General features: G+C 45.1%; 25 protein-coding genes and 1 other RNA gene. 14 read left to right on the forward strand and 12 right to left on the reverse strand.

Annotated elements, in window-relative coordinates; translation table 11 throughout:
* Nucleotides 1–8: 8 nt before the first annotated feature.
* The gene (locus ACO067_RS04185) at nt 9–377 is read right to left on the reverse strand and encodes a DUF2200 domain-containing protein (RefSeq protein WP_421871128.1); all 369 of its coding nucleotides are present in this window, start codon (nt 375–377) and stop codon (nt 9–11) included.
* 242 nt (nt 378–619) lie between these two features.
* On the opposite strand from ACO067_RS04185, the gene ACO067_RS04190 reads away from it, so the two are divergent.
* Nucleotides 620–1,417: an alpha/beta fold hydrolase gene (locus ACO067_RS04190; protein WP_421871130.1), complete on the forward strand. Its 798-nt coding sequence runs from the start codon at nt 620–622 to the stop codon at nt 1,415–1,417.
* A gap of 35 nt (nt 1,418–1,452) precedes the next feature.
* On the opposite strand, the gene ACO067_RS04195 is transcribed toward ACO067_RS04190, so the two are convergent.
* The 10 genes from ACO067_RS04195 to ACO067_RS04240 form a co-directional block, all read right to left on the reverse strand.
* The gene (locus tag ACO067_RS04195; protein ID WP_421871132.1) at nt 1,453–1,923 is read right to left on the reverse strand and encodes a VOC family protein; all 471 of its coding nucleotides are present in this window, start codon (nt 1,921–1,923) and stop codon (nt 1,453–1,455) included.
* 71 nt (nt 1,924–1,994) lie between these two features.
* Nucleotides 1,995–2,810, reverse strand: coding sequence for an AraC family transcriptional regulator (locus ACO067_RS04200; protein WP_421871134.1), 816 nt, complete (start codon nt 2,808–2,810; stop codon nt 1,995–1,997).
* A 124-nt stretch (nt 2,811–2,934) separates the two neighbouring features.
* On the reverse strand, nt 2,935–3,513 hold the full coding sequence (locus tag ACO067_RS04205; RefSeq protein WP_421871137.1) for a YdeI/OmpD-associated family protein: 579 nt from the start codon (nt 3,511–3,513) through the stop codon (nt 2,935–2,937).
* A 7-nt stretch (nt 3,514–3,520) separates the two neighbouring features.
* Entirely contained in the window at nt 3,521–3,943 is a 423-nt protein-coding gene (locus ACO067_RS04210; protein ID WP_421871139.1) for a hypothetical protein, read from the reverse strand.
* A gap of 36 nt (nt 3,944–3,979) precedes the next feature.
* Nucleotides 3,980–4,156 carry a hypothetical protein gene (locus tag ACO067_RS04215; protein WP_421871141.1) on the reverse strand — a complete coding sequence of 59 codons (177 nt, stop codon included), beginning with the start codon at nt 4,154–4,156 and terminating at the stop codon, nt 3,980–3,982.
* 57 nt (nt 4,157–4,213) lie between these two features.
* Entirely contained in the window at nt 4,214–4,567 is a 354-nt protein-coding gene (locus tag ACO067_RS04220; RefSeq protein ID WP_421871144.1) for a hypothetical protein, read from the reverse strand.
* A 47-nt stretch (nt 4,568–4,614) separates the two neighbouring features.
* Nucleotides 4,615–5,235: a DUF6624 domain-containing protein gene (locus ACO067_RS04225; RefSeq protein WP_421871146.1), complete on the reverse strand. Its 621-nt coding sequence runs from the start codon at nt 5,233–5,235 to the stop codon at nt 4,615–4,617.
* A 159-nt stretch (nt 5,236–5,394) separates the two neighbouring features.
* The gene (locus tag ACO067_RS04230) at nt 5,395–5,745 is read right to left on the reverse strand and encodes a TfoX/Sxy family protein (protein WP_421871148.1); all 351 of its coding nucleotides are present in this window, start codon (nt 5,743–5,745) and stop codon (nt 5,395–5,397) included.
* A 9-nt stretch (nt 5,746–5,754) separates the two neighbouring features.
* Entirely contained in the window at nt 5,755–7,197 is a 1,443-nt protein-coding gene (locus ACO067_RS04235; RefSeq protein ID WP_421871150.1) for an alpha-L-fucosidase, read from the reverse strand.
* A gap of 6 nt (nt 7,198–7,203) precedes the next feature.
* Entirely contained in the window at nt 7,204–8,589 is a 1,386-nt protein-coding gene (locus tag ACO067_RS04240; protein WP_421871152.1) for an alpha-L-fucosidase, read from the reverse strand.
* Between the two features lie 100 nt (nt 8,590–8,689).
* Here ACO067_RS04240 and ACO067_RS04245 point away from each other — a divergent pair, with 100 nt between their 5' ends.
* The 5 genes from ACO067_RS04245 to ACO067_RS04265 all read left to right on the forward strand — a co-directional run bounded on the left by ACO067_RS04245 (nt 8,690) and on the right by ACO067_RS04265 (nt 12,211).
* A complete protein-coding gene (locus ACO067_RS04245) occupies nt 8,690–9,691 on the forward strand; it encodes a pirin family protein (RefSeq protein WP_421871153.1) in 1,002 nt (333 codons plus the stop codon).
* A 68-nt stretch (nt 9,692–9,759) separates the two neighbouring features.
* Entirely contained in the window at nt 9,760–10,068 is a 309-nt protein-coding gene (locus ACO067_RS04250) for a hypothetical protein (RefSeq protein WP_421871155.1), read from the forward strand.
* A gap of 90 nt (nt 10,069–10,158) precedes the next feature.
* Nucleotides 10,159–10,710: a DUF1572 family protein gene (locus ACO067_RS04255; protein ID WP_421871156.1), complete on the forward strand. Its 552-nt coding sequence runs from the start codon at nt 10,159–10,161 to the stop codon at nt 10,708–10,710.
* A gap of 120 nt (nt 10,711–10,830) precedes the next feature.
* A complete protein-coding gene (locus ACO067_RS04260; RefSeq protein ID WP_421871157.1) occupies nt 10,831–11,715 on the forward strand; it encodes an RluA family pseudouridine synthase in 885 nt (294 codons plus the stop codon).
* Nucleotides 11,702–12,211, forward strand: a complete 510-nt coding sequence (locus ACO067_RS04265) for a GNAT family N-acetyltransferase (protein WP_421871159.1) — start codon at nt 11,702–11,704, stop codon at nt 12,209–12,211. The genes ACO067_RS04260 and ACO067_RS04265 overlap by 14 nt, the downstream gene beginning before the upstream one ends.
* Here the strand turns inward: ACO067_RS04265 and ACO067_RS04270 are convergent, their stop codons facing one another.
* Nucleotides 12,212–13,402 (reverse strand): thioredoxin family protein, encoded by a 1,191-nt coding sequence (locus ACO067_RS04270; RefSeq protein WP_421871161.1) that lies wholly within the window; start codon nt 13,400–13,402, stop codon nt 12,212–12,214.
* A 70-nt stretch (nt 13,403–13,472) separates the two neighbouring features.
* Here ACO067_RS04270 and ACO067_RS04275 point away from each other — a divergent pair, with 70 nt between their 5' ends.
* From ACO067_RS04275 to ssrA, 8 genes are all read left to right on the forward strand, one after another.
* Complete coding sequence (locus ACO067_RS04275) at nt 13,473–14,087, forward strand: DUF1684 domain-containing protein (protein ID WP_421871163.1); 615 nt, start codon at nt 13,473–13,475, stop codon at nt 14,085–14,087.
* The gene (locus ACO067_RS04280) at nt 14,084–15,217 is read left to right on the forward strand and encodes a THUMP domain-containing class I SAM-dependent RNA methyltransferase (RefSeq protein ID WP_421871165.1); all 1,134 of its coding nucleotides are present in this window, start codon (nt 14,084–14,086) and stop codon (nt 15,215–15,217) included. Before ACO067_RS04275 ends, ACO067_RS04280 begins: the two co-directional genes overlap by 4 nt.
* Before the next feature lie 115 nt (nt 15,218–15,332).
* Nucleotides 15,333–15,812 (forward strand): hypothetical protein, encoded by a 480-nt coding sequence (locus ACO067_RS04285; protein ID WP_421871167.1) that lies wholly within the window; start codon nt 15,333–15,335, stop codon nt 15,810–15,812.
* Between the two features lie 5 nt (nt 15,813–15,817).
* Nucleotides 15,818–16,381 carry a hypothetical protein gene (locus ACO067_RS04290; RefSeq protein WP_421871169.1) on the forward strand — a complete coding sequence of 188 codons (564 nt, stop codon included), beginning with the start codon at nt 15,818–15,820 and terminating at the stop codon, nt 16,379–16,381.
* On the forward strand, nt 16,347–17,384 hold the full coding sequence (locus ACO067_RS04295) for a mechanosensitive ion channel family protein (RefSeq protein ID WP_421871171.1): 1,038 nt from the start codon (nt 16,347–16,349) through the stop codon (nt 17,382–17,384). Before ACO067_RS04290 ends, ACO067_RS04295 begins: the two co-directional genes overlap by 35 nt.
* 83 nt (nt 17,385–17,467) lie before the next feature.
* Nucleotides 17,468–18,760, forward strand: coding sequence for an LVIVD repeat-containing protein (locus tag ACO067_RS04300; RefSeq protein WP_421871173.1), 1,293 nt, complete (start codon nt 17,468–17,470; stop codon nt 18,758–18,760).
* The gene (locus ACO067_RS04305) at nt 18,757–19,488 is read left to right on the forward strand and encodes a hypothetical protein (RefSeq protein ID WP_421871175.1); all 732 of its coding nucleotides are present in this window, start codon (nt 18,757–18,759) and stop codon (nt 19,486–19,488) included. Before ACO067_RS04300 ends, ACO067_RS04305 begins: the two co-directional genes overlap by 4 nt.
* A 440-nt stretch (nt 19,489–19,928) precedes the next feature.
* Nucleotides 19,929–20,325: a transfer-messenger RNA gene (gene ssrA / locus ACO067_RS04310) on the forward strand.
* Nucleotides 20,326–20,536: the final 211 nt, after the last annotated feature.

The raw sequence follows: 20,536 nt of genomic DNA on the forward strand, positions 1-20,536 counted from the left end.
TTCCAGCTTCAACTTGCAGTCCTTAATATTTTCTCCATTTTCTTGCCTTTGGCCAGCTCGTCGACCAGCTTGTCCAGGTAGCGTGTTTGCTTCGTCAGCGGAGTTTCTATTTCCTCAATCCGATAGCCACAGATCACTCCGGTAATCAGCTCTGCATTGGGATTTAACCTGGCCTGCTCAAAAAATTCCTTAAAAGTGACTTTAGCCTCGATCAGCTCCTGCAGCTTTGGCTTATCAAATCCCGTTAGCCATTCAATCACTTCGTACAGTTCTTCTTTGGTTCGGCCTTTTTTCTCCACTTTGGTGACATAGTGAGGAAACACCGAAGAAAAAGTCATTTCGGCTATTCGTTTGTCGTGTTCGGGTGTGGTGGTCATGGTTAGTACGTTTATTGTCGAAAGTTAATGCATTGACTCTACTTGCCAAGTGATGTACTGTTAGGAATGGATCAAATGTTCAGCAGTAGTCCTCATTTTCAATAGCATCGAATAAATCTCCAGGGGTTTTATTAGTTTTCAATCAAAGCTGGATAATCGGGTTGCGGCCTTCAGGTCTCGTGTTACAGGTCGCATGGACTTATTGACAGAACTCTGGTCTGGTTTAACCAAAACATGAATTCATGAAGAACACCTTCACTTTAGCCTTATTCTTGTCACTATGGAATGTGTGCATAGCACAGGACCATCATTTCTTTGACTCCTTTGACGGTACGAAGATTGCCTACCAGGATATGGGCAAAGGCCAACCAGTTATCCTACTCCATGGGTTCATTTCTAATGGCACCTCTTGGAATGGAACGGCGCTTACTAAAAAGCTCCAGGACCATGGCTACCGACTAATCATTCCTGACCTGCGTGGTAATGGAAAATCCGACCGATCTCACGATCCGAGTAAATATGCTGAAGATGCGGAAATCAAGGACATGGTAGCTCTGGCCAATCACCTGAATCTATCTGAATATCGGGCAGTTGGTTATTCTCGCGGTTCGATCGTTCTTGCTAAACTGCTCACTCAAGAAGACCGAATCACTCAAGCTGTCATCGGTGGTATGGGTATTGATTTCTCCAATCCTGAATGGGACCGACGGATCATGTTTGCCGAAGCGTTTGGTGGCAGAGCGCCGCTCAATGAGATCACCGAAGGAGCTGTGAGCTACGCCAAATCCGTTGGTGCCGACCTGGAAATCCTCAGCCTCCTCCAAACTTACCAGCCAGTTACTTCCAAAGCTGAACTTGGTCAAATCGACACCTCAGTGCTGGTCATCGCAGGTGATCAAGACACGGACAATGGGGATCCCGCAGCGCTTCATCAAGCGCTACCCAACAGTCAATTGGTCATAGTGCCCGGTGATCACAACACTACTTACAGAACCGAACCTTTTGCTCAAGAAGTGCTCAAATACTTCAACGAAAACTAGTTCGAGACAAGCGGTCGGCAGTATCACCCGTGTCATTAATTCGGTGAGTGTAGTCCCATTTTGTTCCCCTCAGAATCCAAGAACAAAGCGAAGAAACCACTCTCATCGGCATGTGGGGTTTTGGGCACCATGATGGTCCCTCCATTTGCTTCCACCTTGTCCAGAGCTTTTTGTAAGTCATCGCCCGCATGGAGATAAATGGTAATTCCACTGGCTGAAGGCTCATATCCTTCCCCTTGCATGATCACACCGGTTACCGCCTGGTTCTCGTAGGGAAATAGTCCCATTCGCAGGCCTTCAAACTCCATCTGCTCGATAGCAATGCCGAGGATTTCCTGGTAGAAGGAAACGGCTCGGGTTATATCTGTCGCTGGTATTTCAAAAATTGCTATATGGCTCTTCATCCTTGTGGTCTTTTGGTTAACCTGCGCTTCTAGTTGCATCGGAAGCAGAATCATGATCAGCACCAATACCTTCACGCAGGTTGCTCTGTTTAGTATGTTCATCGTTTTATGTTGAATACCATGCATAGATAAACCAGGATGAATTTCAGAAATTGTAAAAATGCGACAGCTGACTAACTTCTGTAAAAGAGTGAGGAAAGTGCCATCTGCTCATTGCCCAAAAACTCTCCAGGTGTCACTCCTGTAAACTCCTTAAAATCTCTGATAAAATGAGCCTGATCAAAATAATCACTCTCATAGGCCACGTTGGTGAGTTTTTCAGCGTCTTTGAGCATCATATTCAGGGCAGTTTGCAGTCTGATGACTCTTCCAAGCTGTTTGGGACTGATCCCGATCTGATTTTTAAATTGCCGCTCAAGTTTGCGCCTTTTGGATAGATCTTCTTTCAGAATGGTACTGATTGCTGCACTTCCCTTGGTAGCGATCAGCGAATCCACCGTAGACTTAACAATGCTATCAATGGTGGTCCGCTCATGGAGTATGCTGAGCAGGAAAGCTTCAATGATCTTAATCCGCTCCTGAGTATCGGCAGCATGCACCATCTGATGGATCAACTCATTGGAGGGATCTGCTTCGAAGAGGTTTTCAATTGGGATCTCCAGATCCACCAGGTCTGCTAGCGGAGTATTCACAAAGTTGGCAAAACCGTAAGGATAAAAGCAGATAGCGAAGGAGTCAACATCCCCTAGAGGTTCGATGAAGTAGGATTTGGTTCGCTGGCCCATCACCATGGCGCACGGATGCACCACATATTCAGCATCAGACACATAGCGCTTGATGCCATCTGCAAAATTGAACGTCATCTCCACACACCCATCCGGGATGATTTTTTGCTTCTCATTGTTTTTGTCAAACGGCACCTCCAATGTCCAGTAAAACTTGACAATGGCTTCTAAATCTGGATGTGGCTGATAGGTCTGATAATTCATGAATGCAAGTAATAGCTCCAGTAAACGAAAGACGACTGCTACCGAAAATAGTCAATATTGAAATGTAATGAAGTGTCTCCACCAAAAACCTGCTCGCCCAGTAGGTAGCTTTAAATCATGTAGTTCATAGCTGGCTGGGTTTTTCACCCTTTGCGGCAGAGGTCACAATCTCATGGATTCGCTTTTTGCGTGTCTCTTCTTTCTTGGCCATATGAACCCATGTGAGCATCATTTTTTTAACGGACTTTCTTTGTGATTGAAAGAAATCCAGCGCATCCTGATCTTGATTCAAGGCGTCTTGCAAATCCCTGGGGACAATTCCCGCTTCCACTGCATCCATGTAGGTCCACATCCCATTGGTCTTAGCTGTGCCAATACACTTTTGGCCTTCAGCTGTCATTTTACCTTCTCGTATCAATCTTGCCACTTTATCCTTATTGATTTTCGACCAGAGACTGTTAGGCTTGCGCGGAGTGAATAGCTGTCGAAACTGCTTGTCATCAATAGGTTGCCTACGACCGTCCACCCACCCAAAGCAAAGGGCTTCATCTACAGCCTCACTCCAGGAAAGTGATGGCACTCCAGATCCTTTTTTGTTGTAGATCAGCCAGACGGATTGCTCTTGCTTGTGGTTTTCCTGGAGCCATTTCCGCCATTCCTGCGGACTTGCTGGGCAAATGGATTTAGCGTTAGATAAACTCATAAGATGACTACATACATTCGGACAACAAGTTTTCGATTTCAGATCGCTTAGCCATTCTTTCGAAGGAAGCCGTTTTGGAGATCTCGTCGGCTATATCCAGCAGCTCCACCGATCGCTGCAGCCTGAGCACCGTCTCTGGATCACATTCGGCCAGTCCATCTCTACCACTCTCCAGCAGTATGGCTGACAGTGTCTCCAAATGCTCGGAAGTCAGATTCCATTGCTTTAAGTAAGCAGTTAGCTCATCTCCCGACAGCTTAAGTATTTGGTTAATATCAATATCTAGCTGAGTCATAAGCTCTTGCTGCACCACCGAAATCCCTTCATTTACTTTGCCTCGTGACTTCAAACCCAACAACACCTCGAGCATTTTGCCTAGCACCCTACCCAATTGTTCGATTTCGTCTTGTATTAAATCCCTGCGTTCCATACGTGTTTCAATTTAAGTGAATCGTTTCTTGAATGATTATTTTTTCTCGAGTTCTTCTTCTTCCTGACCTTCTACCAGTTCGATATCCGGGAGAAATTCATCTTTTCGATAACTAGATGGAAGAATGGCGCCACCCATGGCCAAACCGACAGATGCCATGGCAAGTACCAGCAATAGCACGATCAAGCGAAGTGCTTTTTGAATGATTTTCATAAACTAATGAGATGTGAACCAATGGTTCATATAAAAGAATAGGACTACCGAATGAGCTTAGGCAATCAATTCTTCACTCCGAGGATAAGTATTGAGCTGAAGTAAGTAATGGTTTCTGTTGATCGACAGCTCACGTTGTAGGTTGGTCAGCTCCCATACTGCTACGTCAGTTGCAGCACATAGGAGATTGACATCAAAATGAGATAGAGCGGGTTTCTTGCTTACAGAATCAAAAAGGGCCACATTGATCTCACTACCAAAGACGTCTGACTTGAATAGCTCGGTTTTGTCGATCCTAACGAGGCTCTCTTGAGTGGTTACACCACCCGAAAAATTCAGGAGCCCAAGCAGCAGCATCGCCACTAGCAAGAAGAAACTGTGCCTTTGCGGATATGTAAGAAACCACCTCACAGATACTCTAAACGTTCAAGGAAAGCAAGAAGTTGTGAATGACTGAATTAGTCAATGGCTACAGGCGCAAATCGTTGATTAACTAATTTCAAGTACACATTCATTGGAGGCAAACTGGCACTGGCACGTCGTGCTTCCAGATGCTGAGGGTCTTCTACCGGTCTGGGCACATAGAGATTGGAGTCAGAGCTAATCATGAACTGGGTACCGTAGATCTGAAGTTTACCATCATTGACACAAACACGATCGGTAAGAAAAGCCAAACAAGTGCTTGAGGCTTTGCCTTGATCAACTGCATGTTTCATCTGGGTCAACACTGCTTTTTGAAAGTCCGGGTATGCATCCTGATGCTGCACCAGCAACCAAAACTGATAGCTCCCCTCTTCCCCTACCAGATCGTAATCCAGAAACCCGTAAGTTTCAAACCATTCCTGCAGTTTCAAATAATGAAGGCTGTCTACTGCTTTCAATGCCACATCCATCTGATGTCTGGATACCGAGTCGAGGTTTTGATAGACACCACCTTCATATACAGCCCGGTACTGCTGATCCACTGACACCATGGAATCTAGTTGGTCCATCACCTGCTGGTTCATTTGGGCATGGGCTGCAGAGGAAATGATCAATAAAACAGAGGAAAAAAGAGTAACTAATTTAGCTGGTTTCATATGCTGGTTTGTTGTGAGAAGATGGGACTTTTTGTGATCCCAATCTTTAACAAACCTACCCATACTATGGTCTATTTACACGGCCATTTTCGTGGAGGAGAAATTACTCTGTCAAACGAGGATTTGATTTGTTCGAATCGGAATAATCGATGGTTACTGTTAGGAAGTTTTCTTTTTGGAAGACTTAGCTCTCGGGTTAAACTCCAGTGCCAAATCCACCCAAAACTTGAAGTCATCTGGTTCCCGAAAACCTTCTTCACTAATGTATCCGTACCCTTTCATGAATCGACCAGCCATTTTCACGGATTGGAATCCTGTTTTATTTTCCATTTCCGATTGAAGCTCCGGATCAAACCGGCACATCAGGTTATCTCCGCTTACATTGACACACATTTTGTCGTTGACCAGGAAGGCTAGCCCACGAAACATCTTCTTTTCGTCTACCCGAATGTCAGGTACCTGAGCCAAATAGACTCTTAGACGATCGGCGAGTTTTTCAGAATAGGCCATGAGTTATATTTAGTAGATGGATAGTGAACTGATAACCGGACAAGCTTTGCTATCCCTTATCGTAACTCGGACCTTATTGGTTGTCACCGGATCACTTAATCGGACGATTCGCTTATAACCAATCGTTGAAGCAGTGGCCACTTGCTTCCATTCTGCATTCAGCAGAACCTCCACGGTAAAAGACTTCACCCGCTGACCGAGCTGGATGTATTCCTGCAAGACAACATATTTAACTGGCTTTAGAGCACCCAGATCGATAGTTATTATCCCATTGTCAATACCATCATCAGTACTCCAATACGTTTCCGGATCACGATTCAGCAGGTTTTCAGGTGCAAAACGCTCCGAATCACCTCTGTAAGATGAAGCTGAAACCTCTGCGTTTTCAGCCAGATCATTAGCAAACTCCTTTTGCAAAAGTGCATTGAAACCACGAAGTGCCGCCACATCGTTTTCATGAAACTGCCCACGTCGGTCTGGTGGTATGTTTAGAAGCAAGGTGGCTCCCCTTCCGACGGAAGTCAGGTAGATATCAAAAAGATCTTCCGGAGTTTTTACCAGCGAGTCTTCATCCGCATGGTAAAACCAACCAGGACGAATGGACGTGTTGGCCTCCAGTGGCACCCAGTTTGCCCCTTTTGGATGGCCTGTATTGAGCAATCCGGTGATGCCATGCTGTCCAGCATAAAGCGTATCCGTACTGATGGTATGCCAGTTAGTTTCGCCAGCTCTTGCCTGCTCATTACCACCCCAACGCAAGTCTGGGCCACCATCGCTGAAGAACAATACACTGGGCTGCAAGGATCGGACATGATCCAGTGTGGTAGGCCAGTCGTAATAGGTTCTACCCTCAATCGAACGCTTTTCGTTGGCACCGCCGTAGTATCCATCACCGCCGTTTGCTCCGTCAAACCACATTTCGAATATCGGACCATAATTGACAAACAATTCAGTTAGTTGATTGCGGTAATACGCTACATAACTCGAATCACCATAATCCGCTCGATTCCTATCCCAGGGAGACAGGTACACTCCAAATTTCAGGCCGTATCGGGCACATGCATCGGCTACTTCCTTTACCACATCACCGTTCCCATTCCGGTAAGGACTGTTTTTGACCGAATGCTCAGAATAAGCTGTAGGCCAAAGGCTGAAACCATCATGATGCTTACAGGTGAGAATCACGCCTTTGAAACCTGTTTCCTTTAACACACGAACCCATAGATCCACTTCCATATTGGTAGGATTGAACAGCTCTGGCGACTCGTCTCCATAGCCCCACTCCTTATCGGTGAAGGTGTTGATGGTGAAATGAATGAAGGCATTGCGCTCCATTTGATGCCAGGCAAGCTGCTCTGGTGTGGGCAACGGCCTAACAGGAATCGGTGGCCTAACAGGATCCTGACATGAGAGCAGGCAGCCGATAAGTATAAGTGACATTAGATTACGCATGTGCTATTACTTAGGAGTATACTGAAAAGACAAAGCCGGGACCCCATCCTCTATTAAACGTCGTGGAACCTGCACGGTGGTAATACCATTTTCACACTTCCAGGATACTTCCGCTCCTAACTGCATCAAGGTCATTTTGCCGCCTTCCTGAGGTTCGTTTCCTCTCCATGTGATCAAGCCCGGAGCTATTTCCTGAATTCTGGCAATAGCGAAAAAGTTACCCTGCTCATCCCTGGTGAAAAATACCTCTCCGTCACGATACTGTTCCACACTTCTGGTCCCGTAGATAGCCGACCCATTGGTCTGCAACCAGCTCCCAATCTCCTCCATCACCACCCTATCAGACTCCAACAATAGACCATCCGGCTTGGGCCCAATACCCAGCAACAAACTACCGCCTTTGGCCACCACCTCTACGAGCGAATGAATGATTTGTCGGGAAGATTTGGCTTGATCTCCAGGCACATAACCCCAGTTATTGTGCAATGGAATACAGCTCTCCCAAGGGTGCTCCAACCTGGTTTCAGGGATGGTTCGCTCGGGTGTTTGGTAATTCTCATAAGGACCATGAACCGTGCGATCTACTATGAGCAATCCAGGTTGATTCTTTCTGGCCATCGCTGCAATTCGTGGAAGGTCAATGTGCTGCTCTCCTCCGTGGACCATTCGGCCAGGACGGACCCAGCCGCCATCCAACCACAGAATATCGAGTGAACCATAATCCGTCATGAGTTCTTCGATTTGATTGTAGGCAAACTGTTGAAACTTCTCCCAACGGTCAGCGTGCCGGTTCAGATTGTAATTCACATTGCGGTCATCGGTGGCGTACTTGTCCCACCAAAAGTACTGCGAGTGCCAATCCGGTTTGGAGAAGTAAGCTCCGATCATCATGTCCCGTTGGCGAAAGGCTTCAAACACATATTGAGCCACATTCGCCTTTGGATGAACTGCGAACGGTCCATTGGTTATTTTGAAATCCGTCTGTTGGGTATCAAACAGATTGAATCCGTCGTGGTGTTTAGTAGTGAATACCACATATTTCATACCAGCTGTTCTGGCTGATTCTGCCCACTGTTCGGGATCAAATTTCTTCGGATTGAATTCATCCTTCAAACCCCAGTACCACTCCTTGTACTCACAGTGGGTCATACTGTCCTTGCGATTGATCCAGTCTTCAGAGGTTAACTCCCAGGATTCCACTATTCCCGCCTGAGCATAAAGCCCCCAATGAATGATCATCCCAAATTTCAAATCCTGCCACTCTTCCAGCTTCTGTCTGACCTGTGGGTCCTCTGGCCAGATGTATTGGGAAGATTGCTCGTGGATGTTGTCCTGTTGAGCATTAGCGATCATCACACTGATGCAGCACATGATGGAAAGGAAGGTTTTCATCTGGATTCGTTTAGCCGATAAGATGTAAGTTTAATCAGAGCGATGACCTGAAACAAATCTTAATTTTTATATGTTCGTACATATATAAAAAGAATGAACTATGACTGCAATTAAAAATATAAAACCGCTGGGTTTTCCATGGGCAACCCAGGACCCGTTCCTTTTTTGTGTATATCACAAAGATGATTACCCACAAGGTAACGGTGAGATGGGTCCAAAAGCTTCACTGGCTGGTAGAAATATTGGACAGGACTTTGATCCTGGAAATGACTGGAGAATGTACCATGGAAGCACGGTACCGGGTTTTCCTCAGCACCCACATCGTGGATTTGAAACAGTCACCATTGGTGAAAGAGGTTTGATCGACCATTCGGATTCACTTGGAGCTGCTGGTCGATTCGGTAATGGTGATGTACAATGGATGACTGCTGGCAAAGGGGTCAACCACTCAGAAATGTTTCCACTGCTCAAGGACGATGAGGACAACCCGCTAATCCTATTTCAGATCTGGCTGAATCTGCCTAAGCGGAGCAAATTCGTAGAGCCTCACTTCAAAATGCTGTGGGCGGAGGACATTCCATATTACACGACGCCTGATGGCAAGACTAAAGTGAAAATCGTCGCTGGTTCTATAGGCGATGTGAAAGCACTGACACCAGCTCCTGATTCCTGGGCAGCGGTTCCCGAAAATGAGGTAGCTATCTGGACATTTACCATGCAGCCAGGTGCAGAATGGAAACTACCCTTAGCAAGCAAAGAAGCGAACCGTTCCCTTTATTTCTACTCAGGGAAATCTGTAACCTTGAATGGTGAGTCTCTTCCATTGGAGCGTGTGGCAGAGCTAGATGCTTCACAGGAAGTAACCATCAAGAATGGTGACGCTGAGAGCAAGTTTTTGATCTTACAAGGAAAGCCCATGAACGAGCCAGTTGCACAATATGGTCCGTTCGTGATGAACACCCAACAAGAAATACAGGAGGCTTTTCAAGAATACCAGCGCACCCAGTTTGGTGGTTGGCCATGGCCTCAAAACGATCATGTGCACCCAAAAGAAAGTGGGCGATTTGCCAAACATGCTGACGGACGAGAAGAATACAAATAAGGCATCGAGGTTGAGGTTTAGTGGTCTTTTCGTTAACTTATAACAAGACAACTAAACCTCACCTGCTTATGAAAATGTTTCAGATCGTGTGGCACTACGAGTGCAACCCCGATCAAAAAGAACAGTTCGAAGAAGCCTACCGAAGAAATGGTACCTGGTTTCATTTCTTTGAGAAAAGTGAAGATTACCTGGGCCAGGAACTGATCAAGAAAACTGATAAAAATGATTACCTGGTAATAGACAGTTGGATCTCCAAAGAATCGTATGAGCAGTTCATGGCAGCCAACAAAGCCGAATACGACAAGCTGGATCAGCAATGCAAATCGTTATACCAAAAGGAAGACTTTTTAGGTTTTTTTGAAACGATCGATCATTGAGATGATTTGTCATCAGACCACTTGGAGTGGTCCGACGACTCCAAATGATAATCTTTCCAGTCTAAGGGGTTCCACAAAGAAATACAGCCAATGAATCAATTCTTACCTCAAACCATCAAATTGTTCAAGTATTACAAATTGTTGGGCGAACGCACTTTTGAGCAATTAAACGAAGACCAGCTCACCTGGACTCCATCTGAAGATTCGAATAGCATCGCCATCCTTGTCAATCACCTGGCTGGTAACATGCTTTCACGCTGGACGAATTTTTTAACCGAAGATGGGGAGAAACCCTGGAGAAATCGAGACCATGAATTTGAGGATGAAATCCACTCAAAAGAGGAACTTGATAAAAGATGGGACCTGGGCTGGAATTGTCTACTAGCCACACTGGAGTCGTTAAGTGAAGAAGACCTGAACAAGACGATTTACATCAGACAAGAAGGTCAGTCGGTTACTGATGCCATACAAAGGCAGCTCGCCCACTACGCTTCGCATATTGGACAGATCATCCTACTAGGCAAGATTCAGAAAGGTCCTAACTGGCAATCCTTATCCATACCCAAAGGTCAATCGGATGCCTACAACCTGAAAAAATCAAAAACAGAAAACCAATCGGGACACTTTACTGAAAATCTCTAGTGGTCCTAAACTTTAACTAACGGCATTTTAGTCGTCAGACCACTCCAAGTGGTCCGACGACTCCCAAAAGAATCGTTAATTTCGTGACTGATACTCGCAAAAGTCAGCCGACTCCCAGATTTGGATAAGATTCAAGAACATACCGTATCCGTTGACAATCAATTAAGACTACCAGACTACCTCATCGGCATTTTCGATGAACTGCCAACTAAAAGCAGCATTAAAAAAGCAATCAAAGCGGGTAAGGTATCCATCAACGATCAAATCGCACGAACGGCGGACATCCCCACAAAGGACCAGGTAATATCCCTCTCCGAGATTGATCAACAAATCAATCCATATCCACTTGCTCTGGAAATCTGCTATGAAGATGAGCACCTCCTAATCGTCAACAAACCAGCCGGATTGCCCACCAGTGGCAATTATTTTCGAACACTAACGGCTGCTTTAGCCCACACTCATCCACAACCTGCGACCAACGGCATGCTGCATTCACCAAAGCCCGTCCATCGTCTGGACAGTCTCACATCCGGACTAGTGATAGCTGCAAAGACCACCAGGGCTCGCTATCTATTGGGACAGCAATTTGAAACAGGGCAGATCCGAAAAACCTACCAGGCACTGGTCATGGGAAAAACTCCCGAATCAGGACAGATTGAAAAGGAAATTGATGGCAAACCAGCCACCACCACTTATGAAAAGTGCGTAGAAATACGCTCTTTGAAGAACGAATACTTAACGTTGATTCGCCTCCAACCAACAACCGGGAGAACGCATCAACTCCGAATTCACTGCGCAGAAGCTGGTTTCCCCATTTATGGGGATCCACTATATGCCAAAAATACCATCCGAAACAAAGGACTTTTCCTGTCAGCGGTAAGGTTACAATTCCAACATCCTGTTACTAATGAAGACATGGACATTCAAATAGACCTTCCATCCAAATATTTAAACCGAATGAGAAACGAACACCAACGCTGGCAAAGAAACTATGGAAATCGTTAAGGCCAACACCAGTCATATCGAGGAGTTACATCAATTCGCTCGGGACAACTTTGTCTTGACCTACGGACATATGAACACCGAGGAAAACATGCGCCATTACCTGGCAAATTCATTTTCCCTTGAAGCCTTCGTTCAGGAATTCAATCATCCAGAGTCTAGCTTTTGGGTGGTCATGAATGTTGGCAAAGTTGTAGGCTATTACAAGGCCAATCTCGGTGCTGCACAAACTGAATCTGACTACCCCAATTCAATAGAAATCGAACGGATCTATGTCACCAGTGAACTCAAGGGCAGGGGTATCGGCCGGATGATGATCCAACACGCAATGGCTCAAGCCAAAAACCTCGAGTTAAAAGAAATATGGTTAGGAGTTTGGGAGAAAAACCCAAAGGCGATCGCTTTCTACAAGAAAATGGGGTTTATTGAAATCAGCACCCACGTATTCCAACTTGGAGATGACGCACAAACCGACATCATCATGACGCTAACTCTTTGATCACTTACCAGATTTGAACAAGTCCAGTTGCGTTTTGTAATGCATCAAATCTTCTCCTTCGATTTCAGCTGCCTGCATAGCCAGCTCACCGTACTTGATAGCCTCTTTTACCGCGCCTAATTTATATTTCAAGGAAGCGTACGTATCATAATAGGTAGCATCTGGATAGTCCCTTAAAACCTCTCTCATCCATGCTGCAGCTGCCTCCAGGTGCTCGGCTTTCTCCACAAATAAGTAGAACTTCCACCCAAACTCATTGAGTTGGTCCGGGTCACGAACGTCCTGCTCGCCTACCACCTGAATGGCGTACTCCGCATATGTGGGCCAGTTCTCCTTTAGATCGTTCACTTTCAGGTTGGCCAGTGACATCAATTGCTCCTTGTCCTTAAAGTCCACTTCAGCCATGAGCTGCCGCAGTGCCTGGGTAGCAAACAGCGTAAGATCCGATCCCTCATAGATAGCAATGAGCTGATCGAGCATGACATTAAAAACCTTCGCATCCACAGTGTCCTTTCCATATTTGAGAGAGAACATGTCATGATAGGCAATTAAGTACTGAAACTGCTCACTGTATGGATCAGTTACATTCAGGTTGATCATGGCCCATGAAGCCTCATTCATCCAATCATGCTGATTCGTTCCAGCAAAATAGTCATTGACAAAATCGGTGTTGTCCATACAGGCATCTTCGAGTGTCAATGAATACTCGATTAAAAAATCCAATGATCGCTCTCCCGCATCAAACTTTTGCTGCATAACCGAGATAGGATTTTCACCAATTGCCTCCTTCCCCATTTGGATGAAATCATTGCTATCGATAGCTCCACATCCACGATGCACCATGTTACCAGATCCGTCCAGGAACAAGAATACCGGATACGATTCTACATCGTAAGTATCTGTGAGAGTCAGACCAAGGTAGTCCTCCATATCCACCTGCAGGTTGATGAAATTGGCATTGTAAAACTCGCCAACCTCCTGATCCGTTAGCGTGTATTCCGCCAGATCAGCGCAGGGTTCACTCCATTCCACATACCCCACCACAAAGACCAACTTCTGCTGCTCAGTTGCCTTTTTCATCGCCTCTTCCCACTGCATTTCATCAAAAACAATGCCCTTGGATTGGTTTTGGGCCAACAAAGACTGGGAAATCATCAGAAGAATAAAGGTGAGATAGGTCAGTTTGCTCATTGGAATATACTTTCTTTGGACAGTTAAATCTAACAGATTTTACAGATCAACACACAACAAACGAATAATTATGATGAGACTATCCATTGCATTGCTACTTGGTATCTCCTACTTGTCAGTACTTGCTCAAACCTCCTATGAAGAGGAGATCAGATCATGGCAAAACGAGCTAAACTCAGAGTATGCTGACCCCAAAGCTTCCCCTTTGGAAAAGAAAGATCTCAAGAAATTTGAAGGGCTCGAATTCTTCCCTATAGCCGAAAAGTACCGGATAGTAGCTGAATTTGAATTTACTCCTTTTGAAAAACCCTTCACCATTCCCACGACTACTGAAAGACTGCCAGTCTACGTGCAATACGGCATAGCACATTTTGAACTGGAGGGACAAAAAGTCAATTTTCCTGTTTACCAAAACCTGGAATTGCGTGAGCAGGAAGAATACAAAGATTACCTCTTCGCGCCATTTACGGATCAAACCAATGGTTTTGAAAGCTATGGTGGTGGACGCTATATAGACCTCCGAATCCCCAAAGGCGATACCATTGTATTGGATTTCAACAAAGCTTACAACCCCTATTGTGCCTACAATGGAAAGTACTCCTGTCCTATTCCGCCTGCTGAGAATGACTTAGCTTTGCGGATCGAAGCGGGCGTGAAAGCCTGGAAAAACGACAAAAAACATTGAAAATACACATCAAAACATTTTTTGGGCTGGAAGAGCTCCTGGCGGACGAGGTGAAGCAACTAGGAGGTCAAAATGTACAGGTTCATAAAAGGTCAGTGGCTTGCGAAGGTGACCTGGAGTTTCTCTACCGAGCCAACTATAACTTGAGGCTGGCTTTGAAAATATTGGTACCAGTATATCAATTCCAGGCCCGAACTGAGCAACAACTTTACGATCAGGTCATGCGGCATGACTGGTCCACCTACCTGAGCCTGAATCAAACTTTTGCTATTGACAACACGGTATTTTCAGAGTTTTTTCGTCACTCGAAGTATGCTGCCCTGAAAACCAAAGATGCAATAGTAGACCAGTTTCGTAAAAAAACCGGTCGACGACCATCAGTGGATATCAAAAATCCAGACATCCAGTTTGATCTATACGCTTATAAAGATCAGTTTACCATATCGATAGACAGTTCAGGCGACACGCTCAACAGGCGAGGCTACCGAGATGTAGGGCATGAAGCACCGCTCAACGAAGTGCTGGCAGCAGGTTTGCTGAAGCTGGCAGGCTGGGAAAAGAATATTCCCCTGATTGACCCAATGTGTGGTACAGGAACGATCCTTATTGAAGCCGCAATGATGGGGCAGAACATCCCTCCTCAGATCAACCGAAGGAACTTTAGCTTTCAAAACTGGACCAACTACCATCCTACCATCTGGAACCGTGTGGTAGCTGAAGGCAGAGCTGGAGTGCGCAAAGCCCAACTCCAAATATCAGGTGGAGATGTGGACGGCAACACCGTGCTGATGGCGAACAAGAGTCTCAGAAAATTCAAACTCTCCGATGCGGTGAACATCCAGCGCATAGCATTTGAAGATCATCGCCCGAAAACACCCAATGGAATGATCGTGAGTAATCCGCCTTATGGCGAGCGAATTGGCCGAACCAACACCAACGAATTCTACAAAACGATCAGTGATATTCTGAAGAACAATTTTCAGGGATTCGATGCGTGGCTTCTTAGCAGCAACATGGAAGCATTCAAACATTTAAAACTGCGGGCTTCAAAAAAGATTGTACTGTTCAATGGATCACTGGAGTGCAAGTTTCAGAAGTATGAAATGTACAAGGGAAGCAGAGAGAACTAGGTAAAAACCTTAAGTTGGTTCGAGTGAATTACTCAAATTCACAAATGGTTAATTCGCGCTTACATATGTACTGAAATCGGTAGAATTTTGGGTTGTAGATTAAAAGCTAACACCCATGAAAACGACCAACACATCTCAACTAGCTAAAAAAATACGAGTAAAGCTGTTTCTAATTACAGTGCTAACCTTTGTGCTTTTGGTCCTAGGCACTAAAGCTTCTGCACAAAGAATTCATCTGACGGGGTTTGTAGAGCAAAATATCATTGCCGTACAAAAAGGGGTGAGTATTACCTCAGCAGTAGGCGACCGAATTCAGGTAGGTTATTTCTTTCAGGCCACTCATCAATTGTCCTTTGAGCAGAAACAAAGCAACTACCCTTTTCACGGGGTAGATCTTCAGTTTAGAGTCAAAAACTGCAATAGCCTCACCTTATGGGGAGGATTGAAAACAGGATTAGTCAATGGTCAGTACCTGGCTGTGGTTCCACAGTTGAATACGCAAGTCAGCCTTACCAGATGGCTTGGACTAGGCATTAATGCTTCGTACCGAGCAGGTCATCCGGCACTAGGCACATCCGTTTCTTTCAAGCTGTAGGCACTATGAAGACGCTGAAATTGCTAGTATTTGTTTGGGTAGCCATTGCCTGTAGCTACTGTGAGCCGGTGGTCGATGATCCTGTTGAACTATATACGATCCCCAAAGGCAAACACTACTCCTCTTACAAGGCCGAGTTTCTCCAATCCGACATACTCCGGTTCGAAGTAGCGTTTGACGAATCAGCCATCTACACTACGGAAACAGAAGAAAACCAGTGGGACACTAACAAATTACTTGGTTTTGCTGACTGTAACAGTCACCATCATGAAAATAGTGTACGCTTTGGGTGGAGATGGTTGGATGGAAAAATAGATATTCTGGCTTACTGTTATGTAAATGGTGAGCGGATCATTGAACAAATTGGCAGCACACAGCCCAATCACACTAACTCCTATGAAATTCGGCTGACCGACACGGAGTATCAACTCACCATGGATGACAAAACCATAAGCATCGCAAGATCAAAGCCCTGTGATACAGGCAGTTACTACATGCTCTTCCCTTACTTTGGAGGTGACGAGACAGCTCCACATGATATCACCATTAGCATTCGCAGGAGGTACTAAACATCCTAACGAGCAAACACTACCAGTCATTTTGGGTTGGGATATTATGATTGATCCGCAAAAAACCTCCCAAGAAATCAAACAAACGGCTGATTCACTAGGCACTGAAATGAAGGCGCCTATTGAAAAAATTACTGGTAAAGTAGAGACCTGGTGGGACACCTTTTTATCCATGTTGCCCAATATGGCTGTGGCTCTGGTACTGTTTATCATCTTTCTGATTTCAGCAAAAGCCATCCAAAAAGTATTCCTTAAACTGTTTCGCAGATCCTCAGAAAACAAAGCCCTAGAGAATCTATTTGGTACAATCGTCTATTACATCGTACTGGGTACCGGACTGTTTATCATCCTGGAAGTGCTCCAGCTCGACAAGGCAGTTACTTCCCTCCTGGCAGGTGTAGGAGTGGTCGGTTTGGCTCTTGGGTTCGCCTTTCAGGACATTGCTGCCAACTTTGTTTCTGGTATTATCCTGGCATTTCGCACACCATTTAATGTCGGGCACATCGTCAAAATCGGAGATTTCATGGGCACCATCGCCAGAACAAACCTACGAGTGACCGTTGTGAAAACGTTTCAGGGACAGGAAGTCTATATTCCTAACAAGGATGTACTCCAAAGTCCGATACAAAACTTCTCCATCCTGGGTCAGCGACGGATCGATCTGGCCGTGGGTATTTCGTATGGTGATGACCTGCAAAAGGTGGAAGATCTGATACTCAAGACCCTCAAAGAGCTCGATGGTGTCATTCGGCATGAAGACATGATCTTTACCTACACGGCGTTTGGGGACAGCTCCATTAACTTCGAAATCAAGTTTTGGATTGAATATCCCGACAATCCCGGATTTCTAAGCATGCGATCCAAAGCCATCAAAGCCATCAAAGCGGCATTTGATGACAATGACATTACCATTCCATTCCCTATACGCACACTGGACTTTGGAATCAAGGGTGGACAAACTCTTAGCGAGATGAAAGTTCATACGGGCAATGCGCCAACTTAAATCTGGACCGACTAGCGCAGAGGTTCCAACGAAATGAGGAGATATGTAGTCTTGTAAGCAATACTGCTTAAAACCCTAACTTGATGAAGAACTACTACCACTCCTCCCTTGCGTTGCTGTTGCTTAGCGCATTGATCCTTGGATCATGTACTGATACTTGTGAAACGATTTCCTCGTATACTTACTACGAACCGGTTTTCATGAATAGAACCGAGCTACGAGATGCAGTCGAACTCCAAGCACCTCGTGAAATCAACCAGTCCGGTAAAATCTACTTCATTAGTGATCACCTCTTTATCAATGAACCAGGTAAGGGTATACACATCATCAACAACTCGAACCCAGAATCACCGAAGAACATTGGTTTTATCAATATCCCTGGCAACTTTGATCTGGCCGCTGTTGATGGGTACCTCTATGCAGATAGCTACATAGACCTTGTAGTATTGGACATAAGTGACCTTTCCAACCCTCATGAAGTTCACCGCGTCAAGGATCTGTTTCCCAATTACAACTCCTGGGGATATTATGCTGCTGAAGATGGTATCGTCACTGATTGGGTAGAAACCAAGGCGTCCGAACGGATAAGTACGGAATGTGATGGATCTGATCTTTACTACTATGATTGGGGTTATCGATATGCTGGAGGGATTGCGATCAATACCGCATTTGCCGAATCCAGTAACTCAGGAGGATCAGCTTCTCCCGGCATAGGCGGGTCCATGGCCCGATTTACAGTGAACAACAACCATCTTTTTATGATTGATGAGTCGGAGATGAAAGTGGCCAATATTGACAATCCTGCCAACCCCATGTTAGGAGCAAGAACCGACATTGGCTGGGGTATTGAAACCATCTTTCCTTATGAGGACATGATCTTTATCGGTGCCAATGATGGGATGTACATCTACGATGTGTCTACCCCGTTCAGCCCAAACCTGCTCTCCAATTACAGCCATGTACGAAGCTGTGATCCAGTGGTTACAGATGGCAAATATGCCTACGTCACCTTAAGATCTGGCACACAGTGTCAGGGTTTTACTAATCAACTGGAAATCATCGACATAGAGAATCCAAGCAACCCACAGCTGCTTGAGACCTATCCTATGTACAATCCTCATGGTCTCAGCATTTCAGATAATCGATTATTCATATGTGATGGAGAAGCCGGATTGAAAATCTATGATGGCACTAACATTCATACTATTGATCAAAACCTGATCAAACACTATGGCAACATACACGCCTATGACGTGATTGTCAATGACTGCCTGGTGATGTTGGTCGGTGAGGATGGGCTGAATCAATACCACTGCAATGATTTCGAGGGAGACATCACCTATCTCAGCACCATCGAGTTTTCCGGGAAACTTTGATACGTATTGTACTTTTAAGTTTATGGTTGGGGTTGGGCTATTGCGCATTGGCGCAGGTAGATAAAGTTTACCTCAGGAAGGGTGGCATCATCTGCGGGCAGGTGAGCACCGATCCAAAAGAGGATACGCTGAGCATAACGGTTGGAGCTGACGTGATTAAAGTACCGATAAGTGCCATAGAAGAGGTTCACCTCCACAAGAAAAACGATCTCTCTATCCCAATTCTCCCAGAGCTGAGCTATCCAAAAGGATGGTCTACCAATCTTTCTTTAGGAACGACTTTTGGCAAACGATCAGCTAGTTCAGCTACCAAAATGCGCCTATACATGACTGTTTCGGAGACCTACAGACTTTACCCTCTCCTCAATATTGGCATTGGCACAGGAGTCTATTCACATCGGGACTTGATGATTTTCCCAGTTTATTTAGAATATTATGCCACAACTGGAAAAAGTAGAAATACCTTCATGATATATGGAAATGTGGGACATGGATTTGCTCGACCAACCAGAGACCTGGAAGACAACATGGAGGTCAAAGGAGGGTTACTCTACTCACTAGGGATAGGCTGGCAAAAAAAAGTGGCGAAGAATCACTTACAGATGAGGCTTGGCTATATCGTCCAGGAAACCAAAGAAGAAGAGCAGTTTGGTGAAACCAATTCCTACATCAGAAAACGAACTTTGAACCGAATAGCTCTCCAAATTCAGTATTCCTTCGGTCACTAACAAAAGTAATAGTCTACTTCTAGACAACTTGTTTTGTGTGAGTTTTTTAGATCTGGATTCTTCAGAAAGAGTATCCCAGGCTGCATTAATGCTTGCTAGCAGACCTATGGCTGTCAACAGACCACATGCTTTGGCAAGTTCTAACAACACGGGGTCTCTGGCTATTGAGGACAGTGCTAGACAGAGGCATAGCGAACTGAACGTTCCGACTAGCAAAAGAGTGGGCTTGTATCGTTTCATGGGTTGTTGGTCTTTTTTAACTACCCAAAGATGGCGCAATCAAATCATATATTTTTATTTATACTTTTTATACTATACATAATATATAATTATACTTTAATCACTTAAACATTTACGGCATTGAATGGAATCATTTGCAGTGTGGTGGATGTTACTATCTTTGCAGACCGTTTCTGCAGATGGCAGAGACGCACACTTATGGGGTCGACCGGAATCGACAGGAAGTGTAAATGATGTACTTGCATGTCAGGTGGCGAGTGTACACCTGTGATCAATTCGCTCGAACTATACTTGGCGAATCTAATTACGCCATGGCAGCCTAATCACTGATTAGATTTAGTGATTAATTAGGGTTGAGGCCAAAGCCTCCCCTGCCACATCCCTCCAGGATTCTGTCCTGTAATCCGGACTTAGGGGTGTCGACCTTCAGGGCTAGTGCAGCTGATGCTATTAAGGCTGTGCGAAACTCCAATAGCTGACTAGTTGGGTAGGGTGTTGTTCTCCGGCTCACTAGCGAGATCAAATGAGCAACTAAACATGTAGATGGTCCATGATTTCCTTTGCTGGACGAGGGTTCGAATCCCTCCGACTCCACAATGGCTAGAAAGCCAAATCAAACTTTCAAATGAGCGATACAGAAATACATTCCTGTATTCGTGATTGAAGAAAGGTTGAAAATGCGTAGCATTGGCTTTCTACACTGACTTAATTGAGTGATGGGATCATGTAAATAATCCCTCCGACTCCACCTCAAACCCTGACGAAGCTAAAGCTTGTCAGGGTTTTTTCTTTTGAATTAAAAGGACCA

This window comes from Marinoscillum sp. (assembly GCF_965229915.1).
Taxonomy (GTDB): Bacteria; Bacteroidota; Bacteroidia; order Cytophagales; family Cyclobacteriaceae; genus Marinoscillum.